This is a genomic window from Mucilaginibacter aurantiaciroseus (assembly GCF_024055595.1).
GTDB classification, from domain to species: Bacteria; Bacteroidota; Bacteroidia; order Sphingobacteriales; family Sphingobacteriaceae; genus Mucilaginibacter; species Mucilaginibacter aurantiaciroseus.
The window spans coordinates 57,653-84,170 of record NZ_JAMXOF010000005.1; the positions used below are offsets into that span (position 1 = coordinate 57,653).

Annotated in this window: 24 protein-coding genes; 12 read left to right on the forward strand and 12 right to left on the reverse strand. The window is 42.5% G+C overall.

The features are described 5' to 3' along the window. Window positions 1–15 precede the first annotated feature (15 nt). The 5 genes from lolB1 to NAF17_RS17640 all read right to left on the reverse strand — a co-directional run bounded on the left by lolB1 (window position 16) and on the right by NAF17_RS17640 (window position 5,622). Entirely contained in the window at window positions 16–813 is a 798-nt protein-coding gene (lolB1, locus tag NAF17_RS17620; RefSeq protein WP_252759343.1) for a lipoprotein insertase outer membrane protein LolB1, read from the reverse strand. Then, a complete protein-coding gene (locus NAF17_RS17625) occupies window positions 791–2,527 on the reverse strand; it encodes a tetratricopeptide repeat protein (protein ID WP_252759344.1) in 1,737 nt (578 codons plus the stop codon). The genes lolB1 and NAF17_RS17625 overlap by 23 nt, the downstream gene beginning before the upstream one ends. 20 nt (window positions 2,528–2,547) lie before the next feature. Next, window positions 2,548–4,035 (reverse strand): oligosaccharide flippase family protein, encoded by a 1,488-nt coding sequence (locus tag NAF17_RS17630; protein ID WP_252759345.1) that lies wholly within the window; start codon window positions 4,033–4,035, stop codon window positions 2,548–2,550. A 19-nt stretch (window positions 4,036–4,054) separates the two neighbouring features. Beyond that, complete coding sequence (locus tag NAF17_RS17635; RefSeq protein ID WP_252759346.1) at window positions 4,055–4,336, reverse strand: acylphosphatase; 282 nt, start codon at window positions 4,334–4,336, stop codon at window positions 4,055–4,057. Between the two features lie 113 nt (window positions 4,337–4,449). Further along, the gene (locus NAF17_RS17640) at window positions 4,450–5,622 is read right to left on the reverse strand and encodes an amidohydrolase family protein (protein ID WP_252759347.1); all 1,173 of its coding nucleotides are present in this window, start codon (window positions 5,620–5,622) and stop codon (window positions 4,450–4,452) included. Between the two features lie 140 nt (window positions 5,623–5,762). On the opposite strand from NAF17_RS17640, the gene rlmN reads away from it, so the two are divergent. The 3 genes from rlmN to NAF17_RS17655 all read left to right on the forward strand — a co-directional run bounded on the left by rlmN (window position 5,763) and on the right by NAF17_RS17655 (window position 7,970). Next, a complete protein-coding gene (rlmN, locus tag NAF17_RS17645; RefSeq protein WP_252759348.1) occupies window positions 5,763–6,833 on the forward strand; it encodes a dual-specificity RNA methyltransferase RlmN in 1,071 nt (356 codons plus the stop codon). Between the two features lie 152 nt (window positions 6,834–6,985). Beyond that, window positions 6,986–7,123: a hypothetical protein gene (locus tag NAF17_RS17650; RefSeq protein ID WP_252759349.1), complete on the forward strand. Its 138-nt coding sequence runs from the start codon at window positions 6,986–6,988 to the stop codon at window positions 7,121–7,123. A gap of 148 nt (window positions 7,124–7,271) precedes the next feature. After that, a complete protein-coding gene (locus NAF17_RS17655; protein WP_252759350.1) occupies window positions 7,272–7,970 on the forward strand; it encodes a ComF family protein in 699 nt (232 codons plus the stop codon). A gap of 141 nt (window positions 7,971–8,111) precedes the next feature. Here NAF17_RS17655 and NAF17_RS17660 read toward each other — a convergent pair whose 3' ends face one another. From NAF17_RS17660 to NAF17_RS17670, 3 genes are all read right to left on the reverse strand, one after another. After that, window positions 8,112–11,240: a PAS domain S-box protein gene (locus NAF17_RS17660; RefSeq protein WP_252759351.1), complete on the reverse strand. Its 3,129-nt coding sequence runs from the start codon at window positions 11,238–11,240 to the stop codon at window positions 8,112–8,114. Between the two features lie 14 nt (window positions 11,241–11,254). Continuing rightward, window positions 11,255–12,529, reverse strand: coding sequence for a serine hydroxymethyltransferase (gene glyA / locus NAF17_RS17665; RefSeq protein ID WP_252759352.1), 1,275 nt, complete (start codon window positions 12,527–12,529; stop codon window positions 11,255–11,257). A 141-nt stretch (window positions 12,530–12,670) separates the two neighbouring features. After that, window positions 12,671–13,420 carry a segregation and condensation protein A gene (locus NAF17_RS17670; protein WP_252759353.1) on the reverse strand — a complete coding sequence of 250 codons (750 nt, stop codon included), beginning with the start codon at window positions 13,418–13,420 and terminating at the stop codon, window positions 12,671–12,673. 136 nt (window positions 13,421–13,556) lie between these two features. Here NAF17_RS17670 and dxs point away from each other — a divergent pair, with 136 nt between their 5' ends. Next, on the forward strand, window positions 13,557–15,488 hold the full coding sequence (gene dxs, locus NAF17_RS17675) for a 1-deoxy-D-xylulose-5-phosphate synthase (protein WP_252759354.1): 1,932 nt from the start codon (window positions 13,557–13,559) through the stop codon (window positions 15,486–15,488). A gap of 67 nt (window positions 15,489–15,555) precedes the next feature. Here the strand turns inward: dxs and NAF17_RS17680 are convergent, their stop codons facing one another. Beyond that, complete coding sequence (locus tag NAF17_RS17680; protein WP_252759355.1) at window positions 15,556–17,130, reverse strand: M28 family metallopeptidase; 1,575 nt, start codon at window positions 17,128–17,130, stop codon at window positions 15,556–15,558. A 112-nt stretch (window positions 17,131–17,242) separates the two neighbouring features. Between NAF17_RS17680 and NAF17_RS18180 the strand changes: the two genes are divergently transcribed. Further along, complete coding sequence (locus NAF17_RS18180) at window positions 17,243–17,365, forward strand: hypothetical protein (RefSeq protein ID WP_256474555.1); 123 nt, start codon at window positions 17,243–17,245, stop codon at window positions 17,363–17,365. Window positions 17,366–17,633: 268 nt separating this feature from the next. Here NAF17_RS18180 and NAF17_RS17685 read toward each other — a convergent pair whose 3' ends face one another. Both NAF17_RS17685 and NAF17_RS17690 read right to left on the reverse strand, forming a co-directional pair. Beyond that, a complete protein-coding gene (locus NAF17_RS17685) occupies window positions 17,634–18,326 on the reverse strand; it encodes a response regulator transcription factor (protein WP_252759356.1) in 693 nt (230 codons plus the stop codon). 9 nt (window positions 18,327–18,335) lie between these two features. Further along, a complete protein-coding gene (locus tag NAF17_RS17690; protein WP_252759357.1) occupies window positions 18,336–20,153 on the reverse strand; it encodes a sensor histidine kinase in 1,818 nt (605 codons plus the stop codon). Window positions 20,154–20,291: 138 nt separating this feature from the next. Here NAF17_RS17690 and NAF17_RS17695 point away from each other — a divergent pair, with 138 nt between their 5' ends. Then, a complete protein-coding gene (locus NAF17_RS17695; protein ID WP_252759358.1) occupies window positions 20,292–21,173 on the forward strand; it encodes a T9SS type A sorting domain-containing protein in 882 nt (293 codons plus the stop codon). A gap of 130 nt (window positions 21,174–21,303) precedes the next feature. Here the strand turns inward: NAF17_RS17695 and NAF17_RS17700 are convergent, their stop codons facing one another. Then, entirely contained in the window at window positions 21,304–21,666 is a 363-nt protein-coding gene (locus NAF17_RS17700) for a DUF3127 domain-containing protein (RefSeq protein ID WP_252759359.1), read from the reverse strand. 84 nt (window positions 21,667–21,750) lie between these two features. Here NAF17_RS17700 and NAF17_RS17705 point away from each other — a divergent pair, with 84 nt between their 5' ends. The 6 genes from NAF17_RS17705 (at window position 21,751) to NAF17_RS17730 (ending at window position 26,464) form a co-directional block, all read left to right on the forward strand. Beyond that, entirely contained in the window at window positions 21,751–22,926 is a 1,176-nt protein-coding gene (locus NAF17_RS17705) for a THUMP domain-containing class I SAM-dependent RNA methyltransferase (protein ID WP_252759360.1), read from the forward strand. Further along, complete coding sequence (locus tag NAF17_RS17710) at window positions 22,923–23,414, forward strand: hypothetical protein (protein WP_252759361.1); 492 nt, start codon at window positions 22,923–22,925, stop codon at window positions 23,412–23,414. Before NAF17_RS17705 ends, NAF17_RS17710 begins: the two co-directional genes overlap by 4 nt. Window positions 23,415–23,584: 170 nt before the next feature. Then, window positions 23,585–23,824 carry a helix-turn-helix domain-containing protein gene (locus NAF17_RS17715; protein WP_252759362.1) on the forward strand — a complete coding sequence of 80 codons (240 nt, stop codon included), beginning with the start codon at window positions 23,585–23,587 and terminating at the stop codon, window positions 23,822–23,824. A 61-nt stretch (window positions 23,825–23,885) separates the two neighbouring features. Continuing rightward, complete coding sequence (locus NAF17_RS17720; RefSeq protein WP_252759363.1) at window positions 23,886–24,530, forward strand: HD domain-containing protein; 645 nt, start codon at window positions 23,886–23,888, stop codon at window positions 24,528–24,530. Between the two features lie 30 nt (window positions 24,531–24,560). Further along, complete coding sequence (locus NAF17_RS17725) at window positions 24,561–25,871, forward strand: carbohydrate porin (protein ID WP_252759364.1); 1,311 nt, start codon at window positions 24,561–24,563, stop codon at window positions 25,869–25,871. Between the two features lie 65 nt (window positions 25,872–25,936). Continuing rightward, complete coding sequence (locus NAF17_RS17730) at window positions 25,937–26,464, forward strand: YceI family protein (protein ID WP_252759365.1); 528 nt, start codon at window positions 25,937–25,939, stop codon at window positions 26,462–26,464. Window positions 26,465–26,518 lie beyond the last annotated feature (54 nt).

Here is a 26,518-nt window from a genome sequence, read left to right on the forward strand (position 1 = left end):
TACCAAAAATATAATTTAATTAGCAGGTTCGTAACTTTTTGGGACACTAAAAGGATATTCGAGTTGCTTATCAAACTCGGCCTGCGTGTAACGCAGGTTTACCTGGATCTTTTTATCGCCCGCCATCGACGAAATATCTATCTGCGAAGGTATTACCCGGTTGTCTGCCTGGATAAAAACCTTATTTGCCACCTGTAGCGATTGCCCTCCGAACTTGTTGTTCAGGTTGGTTTGCGTAACCTTCAGATCCGGGCCAAGCAATAGTTTATAAAACAAATCTTGCAGGGTGCCACTAAGTGCCGTATTATTACCTTCTGCCTGAAAATCGCCTGTATTATTTAACAGTTCGGGCATTGCATTACCAACCAGCAGTGACTGCAATGTTTTAAAGTTTATTTGCCTGCTTGCATAAGTGTATACATAGCTAAAAGGCTTTTTAAGATATACACTTTGCAGGCGGTTCATAACTATAATACTATCGGGGGTTATTTGCGCGCGGGCAACCTCGATGCCTATGATGGCGGTTATAGAGATCCAAATCTTTTGATCCCGTGCTACGCGGATATTAAGCGTAACATCATTACTGTTACCATTGATATCCAGCTTGGTTTTTGCCTTGCCGGAAAAGGTGTTGAACGATACCTGCTTTGAACGGATAGCCGCCAGCCTTGCTTTTACACTGTTCTCCTTATTAATAGCGGCAGAATCTACCGTGGTGGGGCGGTTAACAACAACCAGTTTTTTCGACTTACAGGCTACAAGAGCTATAAGGCAAAAAACAACGGCTATTTTATTCAATGTATTTCTTTTCATTTATCTTACGATCTAATACCGGCGATTTTGAGCCCTGCATTTTGGCTTTAGTCCAGTTTTGTACCGCGGCATTGGTATCACCCAGCAAAAACAGGATATCGCCATAATGTTCTGTTTTTACGGCGCTATCGCCTTTTTCATGTATGAGCGATTTTTCTATCCAAAGTTTAGCATCGGCATAATTTTTCTGCTTAAACAAAATCCAAGCATATGTATCTTCGAACGATGCAGTGTTAGGCTGCAAGTCGTTACTATGCTTGGACATTAGCGCCGCGCTTTCTAAACGCTCATTCCTTAACGACAAATAGTAGGCATAATTGTTCAGCGTGAAAGCATTATCGGGGTTTATGGCGATGGCTTTTTCGTATGCACTGTCTGATGCTTTATTATCGTTAATAGAATGGTAACAATCGCCAAGTGCAGAGTAACCTTGGGTAAGCAGATCTTTGTCCTGCGTTTCTAACGACACGGTATTTTTAAGATAACTTATCGCTTTGTTATAATCGTGCTTTTGCTGCCAGGCAATGCCCACCATATAATTCATCCACGATTGGTTAGGGAAGAACGACAATGAACTTTCACCATCTTTTATAGCAGCATCCAAGTCGTTCTCACCAAGGTCTATCCTTACCAGTTGCTCCTGCACATTGTAGGCTTGGTTATCTAAACTAACGGCTTTTTTGTAAGCGGTTTTGGCTTCTACTATTTTCTCGCTTTGCAGCAGCATATCGCCGTACATGGCATACGCTTTACTATTGGTTGGATGCGCTATGGTTAAAATACTGCTTAGTTCAAGCGCGCTTACCCTTGCATTTGGCTCGGGGAATTTTGGCACATAACCTAATATGATCCTTATCTTTTGGTCAATGTCCAGGTCGGGGATAGCGAAAGCTATCTCCAATTCATCGTAGCTGGCTTCGGGTTTATTTTGTTCGCGGTAAATATCTGCAAGCGCCAAATGGATTGTGCCATTTTTAGGATCGATGGCTTTTGCTTTTTGCAGGGTAGCCAGCGCATTATCGTTAAGACCATTATAGTTGTAAACTTCGGCCTGCATCAGGTAATATTTCACCTGCGTTGGGTTAGCCGCTATCAGCTTTTCTAAAGAAGCAGCCGCTTTTTTAACATCGCCCTGGCGGATGTATATTTTTTGTCGGTTTACCAATAACTCCTCGTTCGGGCCGTCAATTTGTTCAACTTTGTCGTAGAGTTTTAAAGCCTCATCATACCGTTTTTGCAGGAACATGGCGTTAGCCTTGTCGTAGTAGTAATCAGATTTATCGGGATTAAGGCGGATAAGCTCATTAAAAACGTTCTCCAGTTTATTAAGCTCGTTGCTCTTTTCGTAAGTGCCGGCAAGGGCTATCCAATACCACTCGTTGTTGGGGTTAACCGTAACGGCGCGTTCCAACAAGTTTTGTTGCGCGGGTATATTGTTCTGCGCCTTCTCCAGGTTGGCCAGTTCAAACATGGTGGCATCATTGGTAGGGTCTATCTGCAGTATGCGGTTAAAAAGTTCGGTAGCCAGTTTTGGGTTATCCACCGTTTTTTCACGCAGGGCCGAAAAGAATAGTTGCTTAACCATCCCGCTATCGGCATTGGTCATGGGGCGGGCAGCGATTATTACAGCAGTATTACCCTTGCCCGGTTTGTTTTGCGCAAACCCGGTTAAGCTTATCGCCGTAAATAATATAAATGCTACCGCTTTTTTCATACCCCGATGCAATACGTTTGCTATTGCCTGTTAAATATAGCTTTTAGTTCGTTCCTTTCGGTATAGAGGGCGCCTAACCCAAATAAAATTAAAAGCCCGTTACCAATAAAGATATTTCGTTTAAAAACCGAGAACGACAGATAAACGAGCACTGCCGATATAATGATATACGCAAGGTTCTTTTTTAAGTTGTATGGGATAGGATAATTTTTTTGACCCCAAATGTAGGACATGACCATCATACCCGTGTAAGCAGCAAATGACACCCATGCAGAGGCCATGTAACTATACTTAGGAATAAATATCACATTAAGCACAATGGTTAATAACGCGCCAATTCCGGATATATAAAGGCCATATTTAGTTTGATCGGATAGTTTATACCATACCGACAAGTTCATATACACCCCAAGGCTTACATAGCCAAACAATAGTGGTGGTACAACATCAAGTCCTACCCAATAATCCGGGTTACGTACATAATATTTCAAAATACCAATATTGGCTACCACAGCCAAAAATATAAAGCAAACCGTTATCACAAAGTAATTCATAATACGGGCGTAAGTTTGCCCCGAGTTTTTATTTTTAGCATGGCTAAAAAAGAAAGGCTCGGCCCCCAACCGGAAAGCCTGTATAAATATGCTTAGGAATATAGAGATCTTGCCACAGGCGGAATAAACCCCAACCTCATGTTCGCTGATATTAGCAGGGAGTAGTTTCCCCAACAAAAGCTTATCGAGGTTCTCGTTTACGATATATGAAAGGTTGGCCACCAATATTGGCCAGCTATAAGCCAACATCTGTATAAACATAGCCTTATCAAACCTAACCTGTAATTGCAACAATTGCGGCAATAACAGTATTAATGTTGTTACGCTTGCAACTACGTTCGACAGGAATACATAGCCTATCCAACCCGGTATAAACCATTGGCGGACCCATGCACTGCCGCCTAAATCATGCTTTAGCCAAAACGGAAGTCCCCATATAAATATCAGGTTAAGGCCAACCATCACCACAATATTTACTATTTTGATGCTACCGTATCTTACAGGCCTACCATCGGCACGCAACTTGGCAAAGGGAATGGCGCACCAGGCATCCAATACCAAAATGGCAATAAAATATTTGACATATGTTTGAAACTCGGCTTGCGAAGTGTTCTTACCAATTTTTATGAACCCGGCAATAACGTTGGTAAATGGAACCGTAAGCAACAGGAAAAATATCGAGAGCAAAAAAACAACCCAAAAGCCATTGTTGTAAACCTGCCTTTTATTTGCCCCCTCTTTATTAAGGTAACGAAAAAAGGTAGTTTCCATACCAAATGACACCACCGCGTTCAGCATAGCTGCGTAACTGAACATGGTAGTAAAAATACCATAAACCGATGGCTTGTATGCCGAAGTGTATATTGGCGTTAATAACGAGCTTAACAAACGTTGTGCTATAGTGGTAACACCATACAGTGCAGTTTGCCCGGCAAATTTTTTAGCTGTTGACAATTAGGAAAGGTTAAAAGATTTATAAACGCTTTTTAACTATCTCAAAATTACGATAGTTTTTCAATTCGCCCTCATGTGCTTCAACGCTGTCTACAATGGCATACTCGGCACCTTCGTGGCACCACTCCAGGAACATCTCCATCATCATATTCTCGGCTTCGGCGGCAATAAATACATCGCCGTTAGGCTCGTTACTTACAAAGCCACGCACGCCAAGCTGGTCGGCAACGGCCTTTGCACCCGCCCTGAAAGATACGCCCTGCACTTTACCCTTAACCGTTATATCCAGATGTTTTGTCATTATTTGAAAATTACTTAATTTGAAGATTTGAAAATTGCCTCTCCAATGATTTTCAAATTACTTAGTTATTATCTGAAATAAGAAATCCATCTTCAAATAACCTCATTATCAAATTAAATCAATTTTTTTATCTTGGTATCGGGGGTAAGTTTAAAGCCGCCCATACCAGTAAGCAAGTTAAGTCCCGGTGTTTTACCGGCTTCGATAGTTCCTTTATCATTATCAATACCCAGAAATTTTGCACCGTTGATGGTTCCCCATTCCAGCAGGGTATCCATACTCAAGCTTGGGAAGTTTTGCTGCAGCGTACGCATCTCGCTTAAAATACAAAGCTTATCGTTTGATGCAAGGCTATCGGTACCAAGGGTGACGTTCAATCCCTGGTTTAAAAAAAGGTCAATTTTAGGAAGGCGTTTTTCGATATACAGGTTTGCATTTGGGCAAAAGCACCAGTTTATCTTCCGGTCGAACCGTTTGATGAAGTAAATATCTTTAAGATTGGTGCAGGTATTATGAACCAGCAATATCTTTTGCCTGTTGGTTAACAACGGTATAGTAGATTGCAGCGAATTACGCGCCTGAGGCCTAAAATAGCCTATATCAATCCCCAGGTGCTTGTAGAGGTCGATAAAGCCGCCCAGTTTATAGCGGTAAAATTTATTCTCGTCCTCGCACTCCTGGTTATGGATACTTAGCAGGTTTGGGCCTGCATCACTGTGTTTTTTGATCAGTTTAAACAATTCTTTAGAAACGGAGTAAGGCGCATGCGCGGTAATTGAGGTTGGCTGCGGCTTAAACTCATCAGCGATTAAAAGCGCTTTTTTAAAAAGTTCGTCGGCTTTGTTGGGCAAAAAACCCAGGATTTCAATAAACGTGTGGTAGTAAAGCTTGCTTTTTGCTTTTAAGGGCGCGGTAAGGATAGTGTTAGAAATATCGCCAACTGCCACAATGCCATTATCATACATCTGTTGGTCGGCGGCTTCAGCGGCGGCAATTACCTCCGCTTGATCGGCTGTTCTGAATGATAAAATATCTTTTATAAAATCTATCAATCCGCCGCCTGCCGCTATTTTGTCTTTCATGTGCGAAAGCTCGGTGTGGCAATGGGTGTTGATAAAACCCGGTACAATTATACCGCTAAGGTGTTCAATGGGGGTGTCTGATGTGGGGGGATTTGTATCGTCGGTAACTGAGATGACCTTTCCGGTATCATCCACAGTAACAATTCCATTCTTAATCGGATCGGCATAAACAGGAAAAACGTAATCGGCTTTAAAACTTTTCATTAAATATAACTTAGCATCAGCATGTTTTTTTAAACCCAATTCATAGCAATCACAATTAACTTTTAATTATTGTTTTTAATGTTAGAAAAGAATGACTTTAAAAAAAGAACAGAATTTTTAAATTTAAGTACTTTTGTATTGTGAATAACAAAAAAGATAAAATAGATATCCGCAGCCTAAGCCTCGAAGCCTTACAGCAGCAATTCATCAGCATGGATGAAAAGGGCTTTAGAGCTAAGCAGGTTTATGAATGGCTTTGGGAAAAATCATGCATATCTTTTGACGCTATGAGCAATATTTCAAAAGAACTTCGTACAAAACTTGATGAGAAATTTGTAATTAACGATGTTAAAATACATACTTCGCAAGTTAGTGCTGATAAAACTATAAAAAATTCTTTTATATTACATGATACACACCTAATTGAAGGTGTTTTAATTCCAACAACCGATAGAATGACGGCCTGTGTGTCATCACAAGTGGGTTGCAGCCTTACTTGTAAATTTTGCGCTACAGGATACATGGAGCGTAAACGTAACCTTAATCCCGACGAAATTTACGACCAGGTAGTGCTGATAGATAAACAGGCCCGAGAAAATTACGGCATCCCGTTATCAAACATTGTGTACATGGGCATGGGCGAACCTCTGCTTAATTATGCTAATGTGATGAAATCAATAGAGCGCATTACATCCGAGGATGGTTTGAATATGTCCCCTAAGCGCATTACCGTTTCAACCGCAGGCATTGCAAAAATGATCTGCAAACTTGGCGATGATCAGGTCAAGTTCAATCTGGCCCTTTCGCTGCACGCCGCTAATGACGAGAAACGCAACGCCATAATGCCAATAAACGAGCAAAACTCGTTAAAGGCGTTAGCCGACGCCCTTAAATATTACTACGCCAAAACCAAAAACGCCGTTACCTACGAGTACATTATTTTCGACGGCGTAAATGATAATATACTAGATGCTATGGAACTTGCCCGTTTTTGCAAGCACCTGCCTTGTAAGGTTAATATAATCGAATACAACCCTATCTCGATGGCTGCATTTGTTAATGCAGGAGAAGATAAGGTAGAAGCCTTTGCCGATTACCTGCGCGGTCAGGGCATTAACACCAACCTGCGCCGCAGCCGTGGTAAAGATATTGACGCCGCATGCGGGCAGTTGGCTATTAACGAGAACGAAAAGGAAGTAGCGAAAGCGTAAATTTTAGAAAGTGGGCTTTTGTCTTTTATTATTTATATTTGACATTATGCAAACAACTTATAGGTTATAAGCAAAAGAATTAAGTTTAGAGTTTCTGGAGTCTCTAAAATATATGTTTACAGCTCAAGAGGTAGAGATTACTGTTAAATCTGTTGAAAGCAAAAAAAATTGTAAAAAACAAAAAAAAGTTGCTGCAGATGAAAGAAGATAACAGCTATAACGCTTCCATTGTATCTCCTGATCTTAATATCCACGCACTTATTAACGAATCGCAATATCTTAGTATTTAAGTCGCCGCATTTAAAAACTTTAATGATTGCCTGCATATTGCCATTGCTGAACAACATTGTACCGACCACTATAGATGTAACGTTAAAGACTTTGCTGTTTTACAACCGCATACAAATTTAAATATTCATTTTTTGCAATAGCGTTAAAATGCAAGACCTACACACTTACCTGGCCGATTTTGTGTCGCTAATATTCCCGCAGCTTTGCCCGGCCTGCCACGCCAGTTTGATGGCAAACGAAGATATTTTGTGTACCGATTGCCTGTATAATCTGCCTTTTACCAATTTCCATCAACAGCCGGATAATATTGTTGCGCAGCAATTTTGGGGCAAGTTTAATATTGAGGCTGCTTATGCCCTCTACTATTTTAATAAAGGCGGCAAGGTGCAAAACATGGTGCACGAGTTTAAGTATAATGGTATGCACCGTATCGGCAATAAGCTGGGTAACATTGCGGGTAAGCAATTGATGCAAAACCCGGTATTTGCTACTGTTGATTACATTATCCCCGTTCCGCTTCACAAAAAACGGATGAAAACGCGTGGCTATAACCAAAGCGCCTGCTTTGCCGAAGGGTTGGCCGATAGGTTAAACGCCGTTATAGAAATTGATAATTTGATCAGGACGGTTGCTACGGATACACAAACCCATAGATCACGCTTTGCCAGGTTCCAGAACATGCAGGAAGTTTTTGCAGTAGCCGATACCGATAAGTTGGCCGGGAAACATATTTTGCTGGTTGACGATATTATCACCACCGGATCTACCTTAGAAGCTTGCGGGATAGAACTATTAAAAGTACCGGGATTAAAGCTTAGTATAGCTACGATAGCATATGCGGAGTAGTACTGAAATTAAGCGGATATTTTACTGATTAAACGATTTTGGTTTGCATACGGCATACATATCAGCTATTGGATGCCTCGCTACCCCTCAGCATCACAAATGGGGAAACCACTCACTAATCAACTATTCACCACTCACCAATTATTGTTTCTGATACCTGCTTAGCTTTTCGAAAAGTGTGGTTGGGTCGAAAGGTTTCAGGATGTAATCGTTCATCCCGGCGTTTTCTATCTGGCCCATTTGGTTGCTCAGCATAGACGCGGTAAGGGCGATTATTGGTAATTTTTGGAAGTAGGCATCCGATTTGGAGCGGATTACACCTGTTGCTTCCAGGCCGCCCATAACAGGCATGTGAACATCCATCAGTACAACATCAAAGTTTTTGTGCATTTCAAGCTTATCAATTGCTTCCTGCCCGTTCTCGGCAAAGTCGGCAGTTGCGCCCCATTTTTTTAGCACTTTATTAATTAGCAACCTGTTTATTTGGTTATCATCAACAACCAATACATTTATATTTAATCCTGTGTTCACGTTATTTTTTGTATTTGTTTGGTGGTTTACTAATTTATTAAAAGTTATGGTAAACCAAAAAGTTGAGCCTTCCCCAAGTACGCTGTCTACGTTTATACGTGAGTCGTGCAGTTCTATTAAACGCTTGCTAATTGCCAAACCTAAACCCGTACCACCGTAATTTCGGGTAGTATCAGCCTCGGCTTGCTTAAACAACTCAAATATGGTGTTTAATTTGTTTTTAGCAATGCCAATACCGGTATCAGATACGCCAAAGCGGATCCGTACGGTTTCTTTTGTCTGATCAATTACCTTTAAATCGATATTAACACCACCTTTGGCGGTAAATTTAACAGAATTACTCACCAAATTCAACAATATCTGAATAAGGCGGGCTCTATCGCCCAAAACTATATCGGGTACACTTTCGTCAATGTTTTGAGTGAGGTATATATTTTTCTCGTCGGCCTTATACTTCATGGAGCCTATTATGCTTTGCACCATATCGCGCATGTTTAGGTTGGCTTTCTCCAGTTCGATGTTGCCGGTCTCTATTTTTGTAAAATCGAGCACATCGTTTATCAGCGTCATTAGGTTCTCGGCCGAGAATTTCAGTATACTCAGGTTCTCTTTCTGCGATTCCAAAGGGTTATCGTTCAGCAGCAAGTGCGACATACCGATAACCGCATTTAGCGGGGTACGGATCTCGTGACTCATGACCCCTATGAACATATCCTTTGCGCGGCTTAATTGTAATGCCTCTTCTTTAGCAGATATTAGCTCCAGTTCGGCCTTCTTTTTGGCTGTGATGTCAATAATAGTTTCGATGTATTTATCCACCTTCCCATCTTCGCCCATAATAACCGAGTTGATGACCGAGATCCACAGCGGCTGCCCATCACTGCGGTATATCAGCAAGTCAACTTCAAAAGATTGTTTCTTTTCGGACAGTTCCCGTGCTTTGGTAATGATGCTCACATCAGTCAGTTCACCTTTCAACGAATCACCAAGGTGCTTGTCCTTAACATCATCGAGTGTATAGCCTGTAATTTTTTCAAAGGCATTGTTTACCCATTCAACCTTGCCCGCGCTATCGTTTATCACTACGCCACTGGTGGTTTTGCTGGCCACAAGCGAAAGCATGGTTAACTCCTCTTCCACTTTTTTACGTTCGGTAATATCTACCATCACACATATCTGGCGCTCAACGTTACCTGTCTCGTTAAACAGCGGACTATTTGATATCAATACCCAGGCCGTCGAACCATCTCCTTTATAGATCTTTATTTCGACCTCGTAAGGCCTGTTTTCTTTAACCGCCTGTACTGCACCCTCATAAACTTCCAGATTAGTGTCCGGGCCGATAAGTTTAGTACGTGCCGTTTGCCCTTTTAGCTCTTCAATAGAGTAACCAATGATATGCTCCATTGCTTCGTTCATCCAAATAATCTCGCTTTTTGCATCACGGATCATGATCCCGCTTGGCGATTTACGCGCAGCGAAGGATAAAATCTCTACATCATGCTCGGCTTGTTTGCGGGCGGTAATATTAGTAATGATACGGATGTATTTGTCTAATGTGCCGTCCTCCGCATAAATAACCGTATTGGTAACCAATATCCATACGGCGCGGCCATCCTTGCTTGTAATGCATAGCTCAACCTCGTAGGGCTGGTTGTTTTTACGGGCTTCGGCCAATATGGCTTCGGCCTCGGCATTTTTTGGCCCCCCTTTTAAAACTTCCCCAAAAAATTTGCCCTGCACATCCTGCAGACTGTAGCCAGTTATGGTTTCAAAGGCATCGTTTATCCAAACAACTTCGTCATTAATGTTACTGATAACAACACCGTTGCGTATTTTACTGGCAACTAATGATAGTTGCCTGGTTTCGTCTATTAAGTTTTGTTGAAAAGTAGTATCTCTGCCGCTGGCAAACCATTTGCCGCCTTTGTTAACGGCTGTCCAACTGATGTGCTTAACTTCACCGCTGCGGGTAACTGTCTTAGTTTCCAGGTCGAAAGGCTTTTGAGATTGGATGGCATTTTCTATCAGCGGCGCATAAAGATCGCGGTTTTTGCCGGCTACAAAATCCCATAAGCTACGGCCAATGGCTTGTTCCGGAGTGTAGCCCAGGATAGTGAGCACCGCATCGTTTATGGTTTCGATATTAGAATCGGCACCGGCTATAAAATGGATTTCGGACGAGCTGCTGAACAGGTTTGAAAACTCTTTATGCAGCTCCAGGCTTTTTTCAAGTTCCTTTTTCTGCTTCCGCAACGTAAGGTGCGACATCACCTCATCGGCCAGGGTACGCAGGGCGTCTCGCTGTTCGTCGCTAAGATGTTTTACTTTTTGGTCGAATATGCAAAGAGTACCAATGCGATATCCGTCGGGGTCTATCAATGGTACGCTCGCGTAAAAGCGGATACCAAATTCGCCGGTAACCATCTCTGCTTCGCAAAACAATTCGTTTTGGGTAGTATCAGGTACTACTACAAGCTGATCTGTTAAAATGGTGTGCCTGCAAAAGGAATCAGAGATAGGGACAGACTCGATATCCAACCCTACCCTTGATTTAAACCATTGCCTTTTATCATCTATAAAAGATATAAAAGCCAATGGCGCCTGGCATATATAGGAAGCCAAACGGGTGATAGCATCATACTCTTTCTCGGGCAAAGTATCCAATACGCCGTATGAGTTAAGCGCTTGTAATCGCTTACTTTCAATATCCAAAGAGTTTTCCGGCGCTTCCCCCATTTATTACTGTAACGTTAATCCTTGTACAACGGAAAGTCTTCCATTAACTTATGAACCTTTTTACGGATTTTCTTAATAGAAGTTTCGTTTTCAGGATCTAATAATACCGCATCTATCAGGTCAACAATGGTTTCCATATGCTTCTCTTTTAGGCCACGGGTGGTTATAGCAGCAGTACCAACACGGACACCCGATGTTACAAACGGCGATTTATCATCATAAGGTACCATATTTTTATTTGCGGTGATATCTGCCTTTACAAGGGCGTTCTCGGCGGCTTTACCGGTGATGTTTTTATTACGAAGGTCTATCAGGATCAGGTGATTATCAGTACCGCCTGAGATAATATCATAACCTTTAGCAACTAACGCTTTCGCCATTGCGGCACCGTTTAGTTTAACCTGGGTAATGTATTTCATATAGCTGTCAGACAATGCCTCGCCAAAAGCAATTGCCTTAGCAGCGATGATATGTTCTAACGGGCCACCCTGTGTACCCGGGAACACCGCCATATCTAACAATGCCGACATCATTTTAACCTCGCCTTTTGGTGTTTTTAAACCCCATGGGTTTGCAAAATCTTTACCTAAAAGGATAAGCCCGCCACGCGGGCCGCGTAATGTTTTGTGGGTAGTGGTAGTAACAATATGTACATGCGGAAGTGGATCTGTTAGCAAACCACGGGCAATTAAGCCTGCCGGGTGGCTAATATCTGCCAGTACCAAAGCGCCAACTTTGTCAGCAACTTTACGGATAAAGGCATAATCCCAATCGCGCGAGTAGGCCGAAGCACCGCAGATGATCAGTTTTGGTTTTTGCTCCAAAGCAACTTTTTCAAGCTGCTTGTAGTCGATAAGGCCGGTTTCTTTTACAACACCGTAAAAATGCGGTTCGTATAGTTTACCCGAAAAATTTACAGGTGAACCATGTGTTAAATGCCCACCATGAGAAAGATCGAAACCTAATATTTTATCGCCGGGATTTAGCACCGCAAGCATTACTGCCGCATTTGCCTGCGCGCCGCTGTGTGGCTGCACGTTTGCCCACTCGGCATTAAACAATTGTTTGGCGCGCTCAATAGCAATGGTCTCAATTTCATCAACCACCTCGCAGCCGCCATAATAGCGCTTGCCCGGTAAGCCTTCGGCGTATTTGTTGGTAGCCACAGAACCTGCTGCTTCCATTACCTGCCTGCTTACAAAGTTTTCTGATGCAATAAGCTCAATTCCTTCTTCCTGGCGTTGTTGCTCTTCGTCTAACAACTTAAATATTAATTTGTCTCTTTTCATTGTTGTATGTAAAACGCTGCTAATTTAGATATTAAGATTAGATTTGAGATGGGAGATATGAGATTTGAGATGAAAATACATTATTCGAGCTTACAAATTGTTTCATTAACGTAACTTGTCTCATATCTCACATCTAAATTCTCAAATCTTCCCCTTAGGCACTATCCAAAAATTATTGTATCCTAACCCAACAGTTATATCTATCATTTCCTGCTGAAGCATCTCCAGCACTGCTAAAAAATTATATACAAAGTGTACCTTGTTATCGCTGTTGCCGGCGATATTCTTAAAATCCATTTTTTTGTTAATGCGCAGCAGGTTGTTGATGGCTTCCTTCTGCTTTTCAATGGTATACGGATATTGCACCACCGTGTGGTGCACTTCTTCGGTACGGGTCATATACTGGCGCATCATGCGGTTATAAACCATCATTAGCTTGTAAAGGTTTAGTTCTGATAGCTCCTCGCCGGGCACGGCAACTTTTTCTACCTGTTCCAAGTCATGCTTAATATTGCCGCGTTTTTCCTGCTGAAAGCGCTCGTCCTCAAACGGGCGGATCTCATCGCAAAGCATCTTAAACTTTTTGTACTCTATCAGTTTGCGGATCAGCCCCTCTTTGGTATCCAGCTCGTTCTCTTCTTCATCGGCAATGTATCGCGGCAGCAACATTTTGGCTTTGATACGCATCAGTGTGGCGGCAACAAATATAAATTCGCTGGCTAATTCCATATTCAGCACGGTCATCTGGTGGATGTAATGCAGGAAATCGTCGGTAATTTTAGCGATGGGGATATCGTGAATATCAAGCTCATCGCGCTCGATAAAAAACAGCAAAAGATCAAAAGGCCCTTCAAACTGCGATAACTTTATGGAGAACCCATCTTCGGTCATATGTCAAAAATACAGCTATTTACATTTAAAAAGATTATAAATTATGAAAATCAAAACAATAATTACCTTTAATATATTCCAATTATTAGTAATTAAATAGCTTACTTTGTGAGTTATAAAAGAGTGAATATCATACATGCAGGTACCCGCCGGTGAATTTTTAAAACGCATCAACTATCCATCTGATTTAAAGGAATTTAAAGAGGACGAACTGGAGCAGGTGTGTAACGAGCTGCGCCAATATATTATTGATGTAGTATCGGTTAACGGTGGCCATTTTGCCGCCAGCCTTGGTACTGTAGAGCTTACCGTAGCCCTGCAGTACGTACTAAACACCCCGTACGACCAATTGGTATGGGATGTTGGGCACCAGGCATACGGCCACAAAATTTTGACAGGCCGCCGCGAAAATTTCCACACCAACCGTGTTTACAAAGGCATTAGCGGTTTCCCAAAACGCAGCGAAAGCATTTTCGACACTTTTGGCGTGGGCCACTCGTCTACCTCAATTTCGGCAGCACTGGGTATGGCCGTTGCATCACAATACAAAGGCGAAACCGACAGGCAGCACGTAGCCGTTATTGGCGATGGCGCCATGACTGCCGGGCTTGCCTTTGAAGCGCTTAATCATGCCGGTATCGAAAACTCGAACATCCTGGTGATCCTGAACGACAATAACATGTCGATAGACCCGAATGTTGGGGCGCTAAAGGAATACCTCACCGATATTACCACATCTAAACCCTATAACCGTTTCCGCGATGATATAGCCACCGTGCTTACCAAGATCTCATCAATGGGGCCGGATGCCTTTAAGTTTGCCAAGAAGATCGAAAAGAGCATAAAAGGCACCCTGCTTAAACGCAGCAACTTTTTTGAGGCACTTAAATTCCGCTATTTTGGCCCGGTTGACGGCCACGATGTAAAACATTTAGTGAAATTATTGCAAGATCTTAAAGATATCCCCGGCCCTAAGCTACTGCATTGCGTTACCGTTAAAGGCAAAGGCTATGCACTGGCCGAAAAGGACCAAACCAAATGGCACGCCCCCGGCTTGTTCGACAAGATAACCGGCGAAATAAAGAAAACAAAGTACGATAAGCCACAGCCGCCTAAATACCAGGACGTGTTTGGCCATACTATTATAGAACTTGCCGAGGCTAACCCTAAAATTATGGGTATTACCCCGGCTATGCCATCGGGTTGTTCATTAAACCTGATGATGAAGGCTATGCCAAACCGCGCGTTTGACGTAGGTATTGCCGAGCAGCATGCCGTAACTTTTAGCGCGGGCTTAGCTACACAGGGGCTTGTGCCTTTTTGTAACATCTACTCCAGCTTTATGCAGCGCGCTTACGACCAGGTGATACATGATGTGGCCCTGCAAAAACTTAACGTGGTATTTTGCCTTGACCGTGCCGGTTTTGCCGGTGCCGATGGCGGAACGCACCATGGCGCATACGATATCGCCTACATGCGGTGCATCCCAAATATGACGGTATCTGCCCCCATGAATGAGGAAGAGCTGCGTAACCTGATGTACACCGCCCAGTTAGATAATATGGGGCCGTTTGTGATCCGTTACCCGCGTGGTAATGGGGTGATGGTTGACTGGCAACGCCCTTTAAAGGCTATCCCGGTTGGTAAAGGCCGCATGATATGCGAAGGTGAAGAAGTAGCCATTATAAGCTTTGGTGCGATAGGTAACGAAGCCGTTAAGGCAACCGTTACGCTGAATACCGAAGGTTATTATCCGGCACACTACGACCTGCGTTTTGTAAAACCGCTTGACAAAGCCTTGCTGCATGACATCTTCAAGAAATTCAATCATATTGTAACGGTTGAGGATGGATGCATTGAAGGTGGAATGGGCACCGCCATATTAGAATTTATGGCCGATAACAATTACCAGGCACAGGTAACCCGTTTAGGTATCCCCGACCTTGTTGTTGAACATGGTGAACAACCTGAACTTTGGGCCGAATGCGGGTACGATGCCGCGGGCATTGCAGAGCAGGTTAAAAAGAACGCCATTAAAAGAGATAACACGCATATTATAGCGTCGTAATAACAATTCGATATCCAACAAGAAAGCCGCTTGATCAAGCGGCTTTCTTGTTATAATTCAACGAACCTTACCTAACCGTTGTAGCCGGTGGAAGGGTTGGCAATGCTTTACGTGGGATCATATCCTTACGTTCTGATGTATTGTAAACAAAAGATGCTACAATGGTAGCGGCTTGCTTTAAATCATCTTCGCTTAAGCGATCGTAGGTGTCCTGGTTACTGTGGTGGGTACGGGTGTTATAATCCATACCATCCTGAATAAACTGGAAGCCCGGAAGGCCAACCGCATCAAACGACTGGTGATCTGTACCGCCTGTATTGCTTACGGTTACTGTAGTAGCACCAAGATCTTTAAAAGGCGCTAACCATTCTTTAAATATCGACCCTGCTGCGCTGTCGCCCTGTAAGTAAATACCACGGATCTTACCGGTACCGTTATCCAGGTTGTAATAAGCGTCCAATTTAGCTTGCTCTGGTTTTAACACCATCGTTTTAGGGTCGCCAAAGTGCGCGGCCACGTAACCACGTGAGCCAAACAAACCTTGCTCCTCGCTGCTCCAAAGGGCAATGCGGATAGTACGTTTGGGTTTAAAACCGATAGTTTTCAGGATACGCATAGCCTCCATCATTACCGCGCTGCCGGCAGCATTATCTGTTGCGCCGGTTGCACCATGCCATGAATCTAAGTGGCCACCTATCATGATAACCTGGTCTTTCAATTTTTTATCTGTACCCGGTATTTCGGCAACTACGTTGTAGCCCTGCATATCATTAGTGAAAAATTCAGTTTTAATGTCAGCCTCCATAGTTACCTTTTGGCCCGCTTTCACCAAACGTAAAATACGCAGGTAATCTTCGCCGCTGGTTTCTAATTCGGGGGCAACTGCTTTAGCAGTATCTGCATATGATGCACCATTGGTAGTAAATGTAGTACCATAGTTACCACGGCCCTGTACTAATATCAACCCCACTTTTTCGTCCACTAAAAACTTGCTGATAGCACCGCGCATCGCCATCATTTTACGACGTGCAGCCATTTGGGGGCTGTTTGGATCGAACTGGCGGCGCGCGCCACCGGCAGGAGCCATAGTAGCGGCAGCCATTTTATCAAGTTCTTCGTCGGTGTAACGGGAAAGATCTGCCTTGGTACCCGGCGTTAATTTTGCCTGGCTATCAAAAATTACAATTTTACCCGCAAGTTTGCCTTTGTATTTGTCAAGATCGGTAGTAGTATCGGCTTTCACTAACACAACATCACCTTTTATAGGGCCGTTTGTGCCTGGTGTCCATGCTTTGGGAATTGCAATGATAGCATGATAGTAAGGTACAGTAATAGCGGCATAGTTCTTTTGAACTTCCCAACCTTTACCAAATTTGCCCCATGGCTCTAATTTAGAATTTACCATGCCCCAGGTTTTTAGCTGGTTAACAGCCCAATCCTGCGCGCGTTTTAAACCCGGTGAATTAGCCAGACGCGGGCCGGAAACATCTGTTAAATAGAAAGCGGTTTCCATTACTTTTGAATGGTTCATCCCTTCTTCACGAATTTTTTGGACGGCGGCCTGGTCAACAGTTTCCTGCGCGAACGCAGTTCCTGCTATACCTGTAATGGCCATACAAGTGTAGAGTAATTTTAATTTCATAATGAGCGTCAGTTAAGTTTGAGCAAACTTATCTATTTGTGCTATAATTTCTTAAGTATCGATTTAACAAAGTTGTTACAAGTGATAATTAGTTTTGAGTTATATCTGAACTATGAGTGAATATCTTTTAGAAAGACCTGCTTGTAAAACTCAAACAGCAAAAGAAGCTGCCGACCATGATAAATATTATAAGGAACTACCACTTAAAGAAAAATTAAGCATAGTTAACTATTAGAATAGCATCGCTTATAATTATCCTGAAAACGATCCAGCCAAGATGGATTGCATTGCTTTTGGCATAAGAGCCGGAAATTGTAATGGGTAATATTTTTTAATGAAGATTTTAACGAATTTATTATAGCCCTCAATACCCGCCGCATCGAGCGTCAACGCTTGATGCAATAAAGTTTGGAAGCGTCCTCGCTACAGTATATTTTAAGCGTGGACGCTTAAAATATACTGTAGCGGTCAAGCGTGGATGCTTTACCGGGCTAACCTGGCAGTTAATTGATTAACAACTTATATCCCCTACCGTGCACATTGATGATCTCTACCGTTGGGTCATCTTTTAAATACTTACGGATCTTGCTCAGAAAAACATCCATACTGCGGCCGTTAAAGTAATTATCATCATGCCAGATGTTCAGCAGGGCCTCTTCTCGGGTAAGCACTTCATTTTTTTTGATGCAAAGCAAACGCAGCAGTTCGGCTTCTTTAGTAGATAGCTTTTGCAGTATGTTATCGCGCGTTATAATTTGCGAGGTATAATCAAAATTGTAGCTGCCCAGTTTAAATTGAGATGGGTTCTCATCACCTTTTTTCTCGTGGATATCGGTACGTTTTAACAGGGCATTTATGCGTAGCAAAAGCTCTTCGATGCGGAAGGGTTTGGTAATGTAATCATCGCCACCAAGGTTAAAGGCAATGGTTTTATCTTCTATCATGGCTTTCGCCGTAGCGAAGATAATGGGCACATAGGCGTTTATTTTACGGATCTCTTTACCTAAGGTAAAACCATCCTTTTTAGGCATCATTACATCCAGTATCAGCAGGTCGAAGTTTTGTTTGGTGAAAGCAAGCAGGCCTTCCTCACCATCTTTACATAATATAACGTCAAACTTGCCCTTTAATGCAAGATAGTCTTGCAATAGCAAGCCAAGGTTCGGGTCGTCTTCAACAAGTAGTATTTTTTTCATGACAGGTGGTTACGCAACAGGGAACTTCAATTCAAACTCCGAACCTTTCTCTTTTTCAGACTTTACGCCGATGGTTCCATCAAGGCGTTTAACAATGGTATTCACATAGCTTAAACCAAGGCCAAAGCCCTTAACATCGTGCAGGTTACCGGTTGGTATGCGGTAAAACTGTTCAAATATTTTAGCCTGCTGGTCGCGGTTCATGCCAATGCCTTTATCTGCAACGCGAATCAGCACATGGCCGTTCTTATTTAATGTACTAATGGCAATCTCAGGTGCATCAATACTATACTTAATAGCGTTATCTATCAGGTTAAACATTACGTTGCTAAAGTGCAATTCATCAGCAACAATAACCGGGCGCTCGGCGTCAAGATTAAGGGTAACATCAGCATTGCATTTTTGCATTTTAAGCGCCATACTGTCCAGCACAATCGTGATCATTTCGTTTACGTCAAGCGGCTTTTTATCCAGCTTAAAGTCGTTACGCTCAATCCGGGCAATGTTTAGCACGCGTTCTATGTGGTTACCTAAACGTACATTCTCTTCATAAATTACATTGGCCAGGCGGGCAACACGCACCTGGTCCTCAGCTATCTCTTTATCCTTTAAAGCCTCGCTGGCTATCATTATAGTTGATACCGGGGTTTTAAACTCGTGCGTCATGTTGTTGATGAAGTCTATCTTCATCTCCGAGATCTTCTTTTGCCTCAGTATCGAGAAGATGGTGTAACCGAAACAAAATATCAGCACAAAAAGCAACCCGCCTGTGGTACTCATGGTCGCGGTCATGTTACCTAAAATAAAAGAGCTTTTTTGCGGGAACGAGATCTTGATCTTGCCCGGGTCGTTGATCAACTCATTACTAAAAATGGCCTTTTGAAAGGTATTGGCCGGGATAAACTCCGGCTTGGCGCCCTTGGTATCAAAAGCACTGCTAAAAATAAGCGAATCACTGTTGGCGGTGCTTACCTCATAGCTAAACGGCAAAAAAATGCCACGGTTATGCAGCTCAAACCGTAATAATGAATCTATCCAGAAATTATTTAACCGTTTATCAAGGGGCTCATCGCTTTTGCGGTATTCCTCGGCCAGGTTCTCAATAATGTTGGGCTTTTTGGTGTTGGGGATAACGTTTTCTAATGAGTCTGTCTCCAGCATTTGTTTCACCTGCTTAAACTGCCGGTCTTTTTGCAAGCGCTCCTGCTTTTTTAGCCATTCGGGGTTAAGGTGCGGTACTGATATGATCTGCGGGCCAAATTGCGGGTCGATATAAGTGTAACGCAGCGTATCGTACTTGTGTGGTTTTTGTTTAAACGGCCTTGGTACACTTTTTACAATTTCGGGGATAAAGCGGCCATGCACTTCGCCAGACTCATCGGTATATTGTTCTATGCGGATGCGTAGGTTAAGCGACCCCTGCTGCATTAGCCCGGCTACATCGTCATCCATTTTTTTATGGAGGATCATCCGTTTCAGGCTATCACGCAGCATGGCCAGTTTACGCTCGCGTTTAGTTTGCTTTTTCTTAAGCACCAGGGCTTCGCCAATAATGCTTTTGCTGCCATTGATGCTTATTACGCTCTTTTTGTCGACTGTTTCCGAACGCTTTAGGGTAGTTATTTGTGTTTTAGCATTCAGGAAGTTAAGGGCATCCTGCTTGGTAACTTTTGATACCACATTGTTTAGTGCCTCGTTAACCGACCGGTTAAAAAGCTCGGACTGCATTTGGTACGATTGGCGCAAAAAATACAACTGCATTACCACCACGCCCAAAAGCGCAAATCCCATTAAACCAATAATAAGCCCTATGCTTCTTCTTTTCATGCAATCACAAAAATATTTTAAATTAAATGAGAACAATTGCTTTTAACAATTTTTAACACATTCCTTTTCGAGTTTTAATCGGTTGATTTGTAACAGTTTCCTAAACTTGCAAGTCTTATACATAAATCAACACAAACAATGAAGAAGTTTATCAAGCCCGGCTTTGAGTTTATATTTTCGGTTGCCCTAATAGCCATACTTGGTTTGCCGCCTTTGGTATTGGCGCAATCGCAAAAAAATATTGATATCCAGATCGTTAATGGCGACACCACCGTTAACGGTAAAAACATAAAAAAACTAACTGTTGCCGAGCGTAAAGATGCCCTTGAGGCCTTGAACGGCTTATCGCCAACCCCTATTGCGCCGGGCAGTCCCGGTCGTTCCAATTCTAAAGTAGTTATTAAAAAAAGAATAACCGGTGGTAATACCAACGATGTTGTAATTGAAAGAAGCACAACCGGCGATGAGCCACAGATAGCTGTTTTTGATAGCAGCCGTAAGGATGTAAAGGTCCGGTTGAAAAGACTGAGAGGTGTTGATAGCGTACAGGCGTTCACTTACCGTTTTGATAACGAATTACCACAGGCAGACCTGAAAACGTTTAGTTTTAATATGCCTAAACGCAAGCAGGGGTTTGAATTTAGCAGCCGCAATTCGCAAACCTTTAATTATTCTAATACGGATAATGATGGCGTTAGTACCAATATCAGCTTTCGCGTATCAGAGCCACCAAAAGATAAATTAAAACGCATTGCCGGTGTAGACAAAGCTGAACTGGTTTTAAATGATCTTAGCCTAACTCCCGAGTTTTCTACAGGTAAAACCATCTTATCATTCAACCTGCCATCGAAAACCACTGCTGATATAAAATTTACCGATACCGAGGGCAAAGTATTATGGGCAGATAAAGCAACTACAGGCAGTTTTAGCAAAAAGATGAGCCTACCGTTGAATGGTGTTTACTACCTACATGTTAAGCTAGGTACAGGCATTGCTGTGAAAAAAATAGTTAAAGAGTAGTTTGTAGTTATTGGTAAGCAGGTTACACTTATTAAAAAAGCAAACCCACAAAAAAGCCCTTCAAAATATTTAGAAGGGCTTTTATATTTTATGGTCTGCCTTTTACTGCAAACTCAAAACTACCAGTTGATTAAAACGGCAAATCGTCATCATCAGGCGCCGAGCTGATATCAGCAGGGGCTGCATATTCCGGGGTTGATGCTGCGCCGGCCGCGCTTAAAGCATTAACTTTCCAAAGCTGTAATGAATTAAAATATGATTTTTTACCTGTCTTATCAGTCCATGGGCGGCCTTTCAGGTTAAAAAATACTTCTACATCGTCGCCAACCTTAACACTGTCTAATAAATTGCAACGATCTTGTATAGCTTCGAACTTTAAATACTCGGGATACAGTGGGTTCTCAACGTACTCAATTATTAGCTCTCTCTTTTTTAATGACTCGGTAACCTGTTGGGTTGCCGACACTTCATATACCTTACCTTTAACTTCCATAACTTTAGAAAATATTTAAAATGTAAAGTTAATAGTATGAAATTAAATAGCGGCGTATTTAATTCATAAATTCGCAAAATAATTATGCAAGTTTTCCACACTGAGAGTAAGATCATTATCACCTGCAATAAAAGGCTGTCGCCTTATTTGCAGCAAGAGGTTGAAGCATTAGGCTTTAAACCCACACGCGTATTCCAAACCGGCATCGAGCTGGTTGGTACCGTAACAGATACCATTGCGTTAAACCTTAACCTGCGTTGCGCAAGCCAGGTTTTATACCTGCTTAAAAGCTTTACCGCTGCCGACCCAAAACAACTGTACGATGAGCTGGTACAGATAGAATGGGAAGAGCTGATTGATTTTTCGGGCTATTTTTCGGTAACCTCAAACGTCAATAACGAGCATATCCTTACGCCGCTGTTTGCCAACGTTAAGGTAAAAGATGCTATTGTAGATAGGATAAAAGACAAAAAAGGCATCCGCCCAAACTCCGGTGCCGATAATAACAAAACCGTTGTTAGCCTTTATTGGCAGGACGATAAGGCCGATATCTACATAGATACATCGGGCGAAACACTGGCAAAACACAGCTACCGCAAAATACCGGGCAAGGCCCCTATGCTGGAGGCTTTAGCCACATCAACCATTATGGCTACCAACTGGGACAGGGCAAGTACATTTATTAACCCTATGTGCGGTTCGGGCACGTTAGCTATCGAAGCTGCTTTATTGGCGACTGATAAGCATCCCGGCCTGTTCCGTATGAACTATGGCTTTATGCACATTATGGGTTATGATGAGCAGGCGTTTTTTGTGGAGCGCCGTAAATTAAAGGATAAAGCCAAAAAGGCGGTCGACTTTAAGATCATCGCTACAGACATATCTGACGATGCCATTGATATTGCCCGCAAGAATGCGAATACAGCAGGTGTAGAACATTTAATAGAGTTTTACGTTTGTGACTTTGAGGATACTGAAGTACCCGAAGGTGGTGGTGTTATTATGTTTAACCCTGAGTACGGCGAACGTTTAGGCGTGCACACCAAACTGGAAATAACCTACAAACGTGTAGGAGATTTCCTGAAAAAGAAGGCCCTTGGCTACCGCGGTTACGTTTTTACCGGCAACCCTGATCTTGCTAAAAAGATAGGTTTAAAGGCCGCCCGCAGGATTGAATTTTATAACGGAAAGTTAGACTGCCGTTTGTTTGAGTACGAGCTTTACGAAGGCAGCAAACGCGAACCAAAAGAAACAGAATGAAAAAACTGATCATATTTGCACTTGTTTTAACATCATTTTGGGCACATGCGCAGCAAGACCTGGCTTTCCCTTTTCAGGGTGGTGCGCCCATTATGAACAAATTTTTTAAGGATAGCCTAACCGTTACTCCCGAAATAATTGCTAAAAAAGCTGCAGGTGTGGCGGTAATAAAATTCACTGCCGATATTAACGGCAATATCCAAAAACTGGTTATTTATTATGCCGACGATTATCTGCTAACAATGCCAGCTATCGCCGCGTTAAAAAAATCGACCAAAAAATGGATCATACCTAATAAAGAAAAGTTTCACGATTTTATAATTCCCTTCTCTATCAACTACAATAACCCGGCTACAGGTATAGTGGATGTACAAAAAGCGGCTTACGGTTTTTATAAAAACCGCCGGCCTATCGTAGCTACAGATCAGATCCCGCTTAACGCGGCTACATTGCTGCCAACAGTAGTGATAAAGTATGATATAAATTAATTTATTCCTTTTGGGGTAAAACAAGAAAAGCGGCTAATAGCCGCTTTTCTTGTTTTAAAAATCCGTTACACTTCCGTTATTTACACTCCCTAAAAAACCGTTAAAAATCATTTTTTAAAATCCGCACTCACTCCTATTTCGTTTATATGTTAATATCTTAATTAAACACAATGTGTAAGATGCTAAATTATAAAGTTAAAGCCGTCGCTGCCAACATTCGCAACAAACGTGAGGAACTGAACTATACACAAGAGTATTTAGCCGCGAAACTGAATATATCCCAAAACGCCTACAGTAAAATAGAGTTGGGCTATACAAAAATTACTGTTGAGCGTTTGTTTCAAATAGCTGAGATAATAGATACCGACCTGATTGATCTAATCAACACCACAGAAGCGGAAGTCGCTTAACTGGCTAAAAAAGGGTAATTATAATTACCATCCTGCTATATTTGCACAGTAATTTGCAGATATGACTAAACCCGCTATAATCCAAAAAACAGTAACCTTTGTTCAGGACACGCTAAAAAATGCCGAAGGCGGGCACGATTGGTGGCATATCCAGCGCGTTTGGACCAATGCCAAACACATCGCTAATACCGAGAATTGCGATCTGCTTACCGTTGAACTTGCCGCCCTGCTGCATGATATTGCCGATAGCAAATTCCACAATGGCGACGAAGAAATTGGCCCTGCCACTGCAGGTAAATTCCTACACAGCATTAATGTTGATGAAGATGTTGTGATCCATGTTCAGCAGATCATCAGGCATATGTCGTTTAAGGCAAGCTTTGATAAAACAACTTTTCACTCCAAAGAATTAGCCATAGTACAGGATGCCGACAGGCTGGATGCCATAGGCGCAATTGGCATAGCCCGCGCATTTACTTACGGCGGCTTTAAGGACAGGGAGATCTACAACCCCGAAATTAAACCCAACCTTACCATGAGCAAGGAAGAATATAAAAACACCAAAGCCCCTACCATTAATCACTTTTACGAAAAGCTACTTTTACTAAAGGATAAAATGAATACCGAAACGGGCAAGCAAATGGCCCTGCAACGCCATAATTTTATGGAAACCTTTTTGGAGCAATTTTATACCGAAGTACAATAAACTAAATACCTCACCCAACTTTTCATCAGTATGAAAAAAACTTTACTTTCATTAACCATATTATTAGGCATAGCCAAACTTGCCGCTGCGCAGGATACTATAAAAAACCAGCGTTTTAACCTGCATTTTCAGCAAACGATTATCATGCAGTACAAGCCGCAGTTCTCTGCGCCATACACCGGGCAAAATAGTTTGATCCCAAATGCCGAAACCCAAACATCATTAACAAGTACACTATTTGGCGGCGCAAGGTTATGGAAAGGTGCTGAGGCCTATTTAAACCCTGAATTAAGCGGAGGATCGGGCTTAAGCAAAACGTTGGGTATAGCGGGTTTCCCAAATGGCGAAACTTTTCGCGTAGGCGCTGCCGAGCCTAAGATCTATTTAGCACGCCTTTACCTTACCCAGTATTTTAATTTTGGCGATGAGACAGAATTTATTGAAGATGATGTAAACCAACTGGCAGGCATGCGCAGCAAACGCTACCTAAAAATTACCGCAGGTAAGTTTGGCATGGCCGATTTTTTTGACGGTAACGAATTTAGCCATGACCCACGTTCTCAATTTATGAACTGGAGTTTGATGGATAACGCCGCATGGGATTACCCCGCCAACACACGTGGTTATGTAATAGGTGCAATGGCCGACTTTGCACAACCCAACTGGAACCTGCGCTTTGCATTTACCATGACAACTACAACCGCTAACGGATCTACCTGGGATGAGCACCTTAGCCACGCCAATACCCAAACATTAGAGTATGAAAGGCGCTATACTTTAAATGGGCATAAAGGCACATTGAGGTTACTGGGTTTTCGTAATAACGGGATAATGGGCGTTTACCGCGATGCCATTAACCTAAACCCTGCCGCGCCGGATGTGGATGCTACACAGGGTTACGGCCGCCATAAATATGGTTTCGGCATTAATGCCGACCAGTACCTGAGCGATGATTTTGGCGTATTTGCCAAAGCAAGCTACAACGATGGCAAAACCGAGACCTGGGCCTTTACAGAGATTGACCGCTCGATAAGCCTTGGTGCTGTGCTTAAAGGCAACAGGTGGAGCCGTAAGGATGACGAACTGGGCCTTGCTTTCGTAGGTAATGGCATCTCAAATGATCATAAGAATTATTTGGCCGCAGGCGGTTACGGTTTTATTATTGGTGATGGCCAGTTGAACTACTCGCCCGAGTTAATTGCTGAGGTATATTACAAGATAAACGCGTATCAGCATAAACTTTGGATCTCTCCCGATTATCAGTTCATAGCCAACCCCGCTTATAATAAGGACCGCGGGCCGGTAAATGTATTATCGGTTAGGGCGCACGTGGAGTTTTAATATCGGATCAAAGTAAAATTACACCAGCATTAAACCCTGCCGGGATAAAACCGTCATATTGCAACATGAAAAATATTATAGTAACCATAGCTTTCCTGATCATTGGCACAAGTGCGTTCGCACAAAACAATATTACGAAAGCTAAGATCTCGTTCGGGTTGAAGAACCTCGGCATTAAAACCGGCGGCGTAATTGGTGGCGTGCAAGGTAATATAGCCTTTGACCCCGCTAAGCTGGCAACCAGCAAAATTGAAGCTACTGCGGATGTTAATGCAATCAACACCGATAACGATATGCGCGATGAGCATCTGAAAAGGGACGACTACTTCGATGTGCAGAAATATCCGAAAATGAGCCTGTCGTCGGTATCTTTTAAAAAGAACAGCGGCAATAACTTTACCGGTGTTTTTAATTTGACCGTAAAAGGCATTACCAAAACTGTTGAAGTGCCATTTACATACACTACAGTAGCCACAGGTAACTTATTTAATGGCAGCTTTAAAATAAACCGTAAAGATTTTAAAATTGGCGGCAACAGCATGACCATGAGCGACGATGTCACCATTAATTTTGAAGCCGAGGCCGCAAAATAATCTCCGCTTTTTATCCGCGCGGCAAATAATAACAATTAATTAACACAGCGGTCT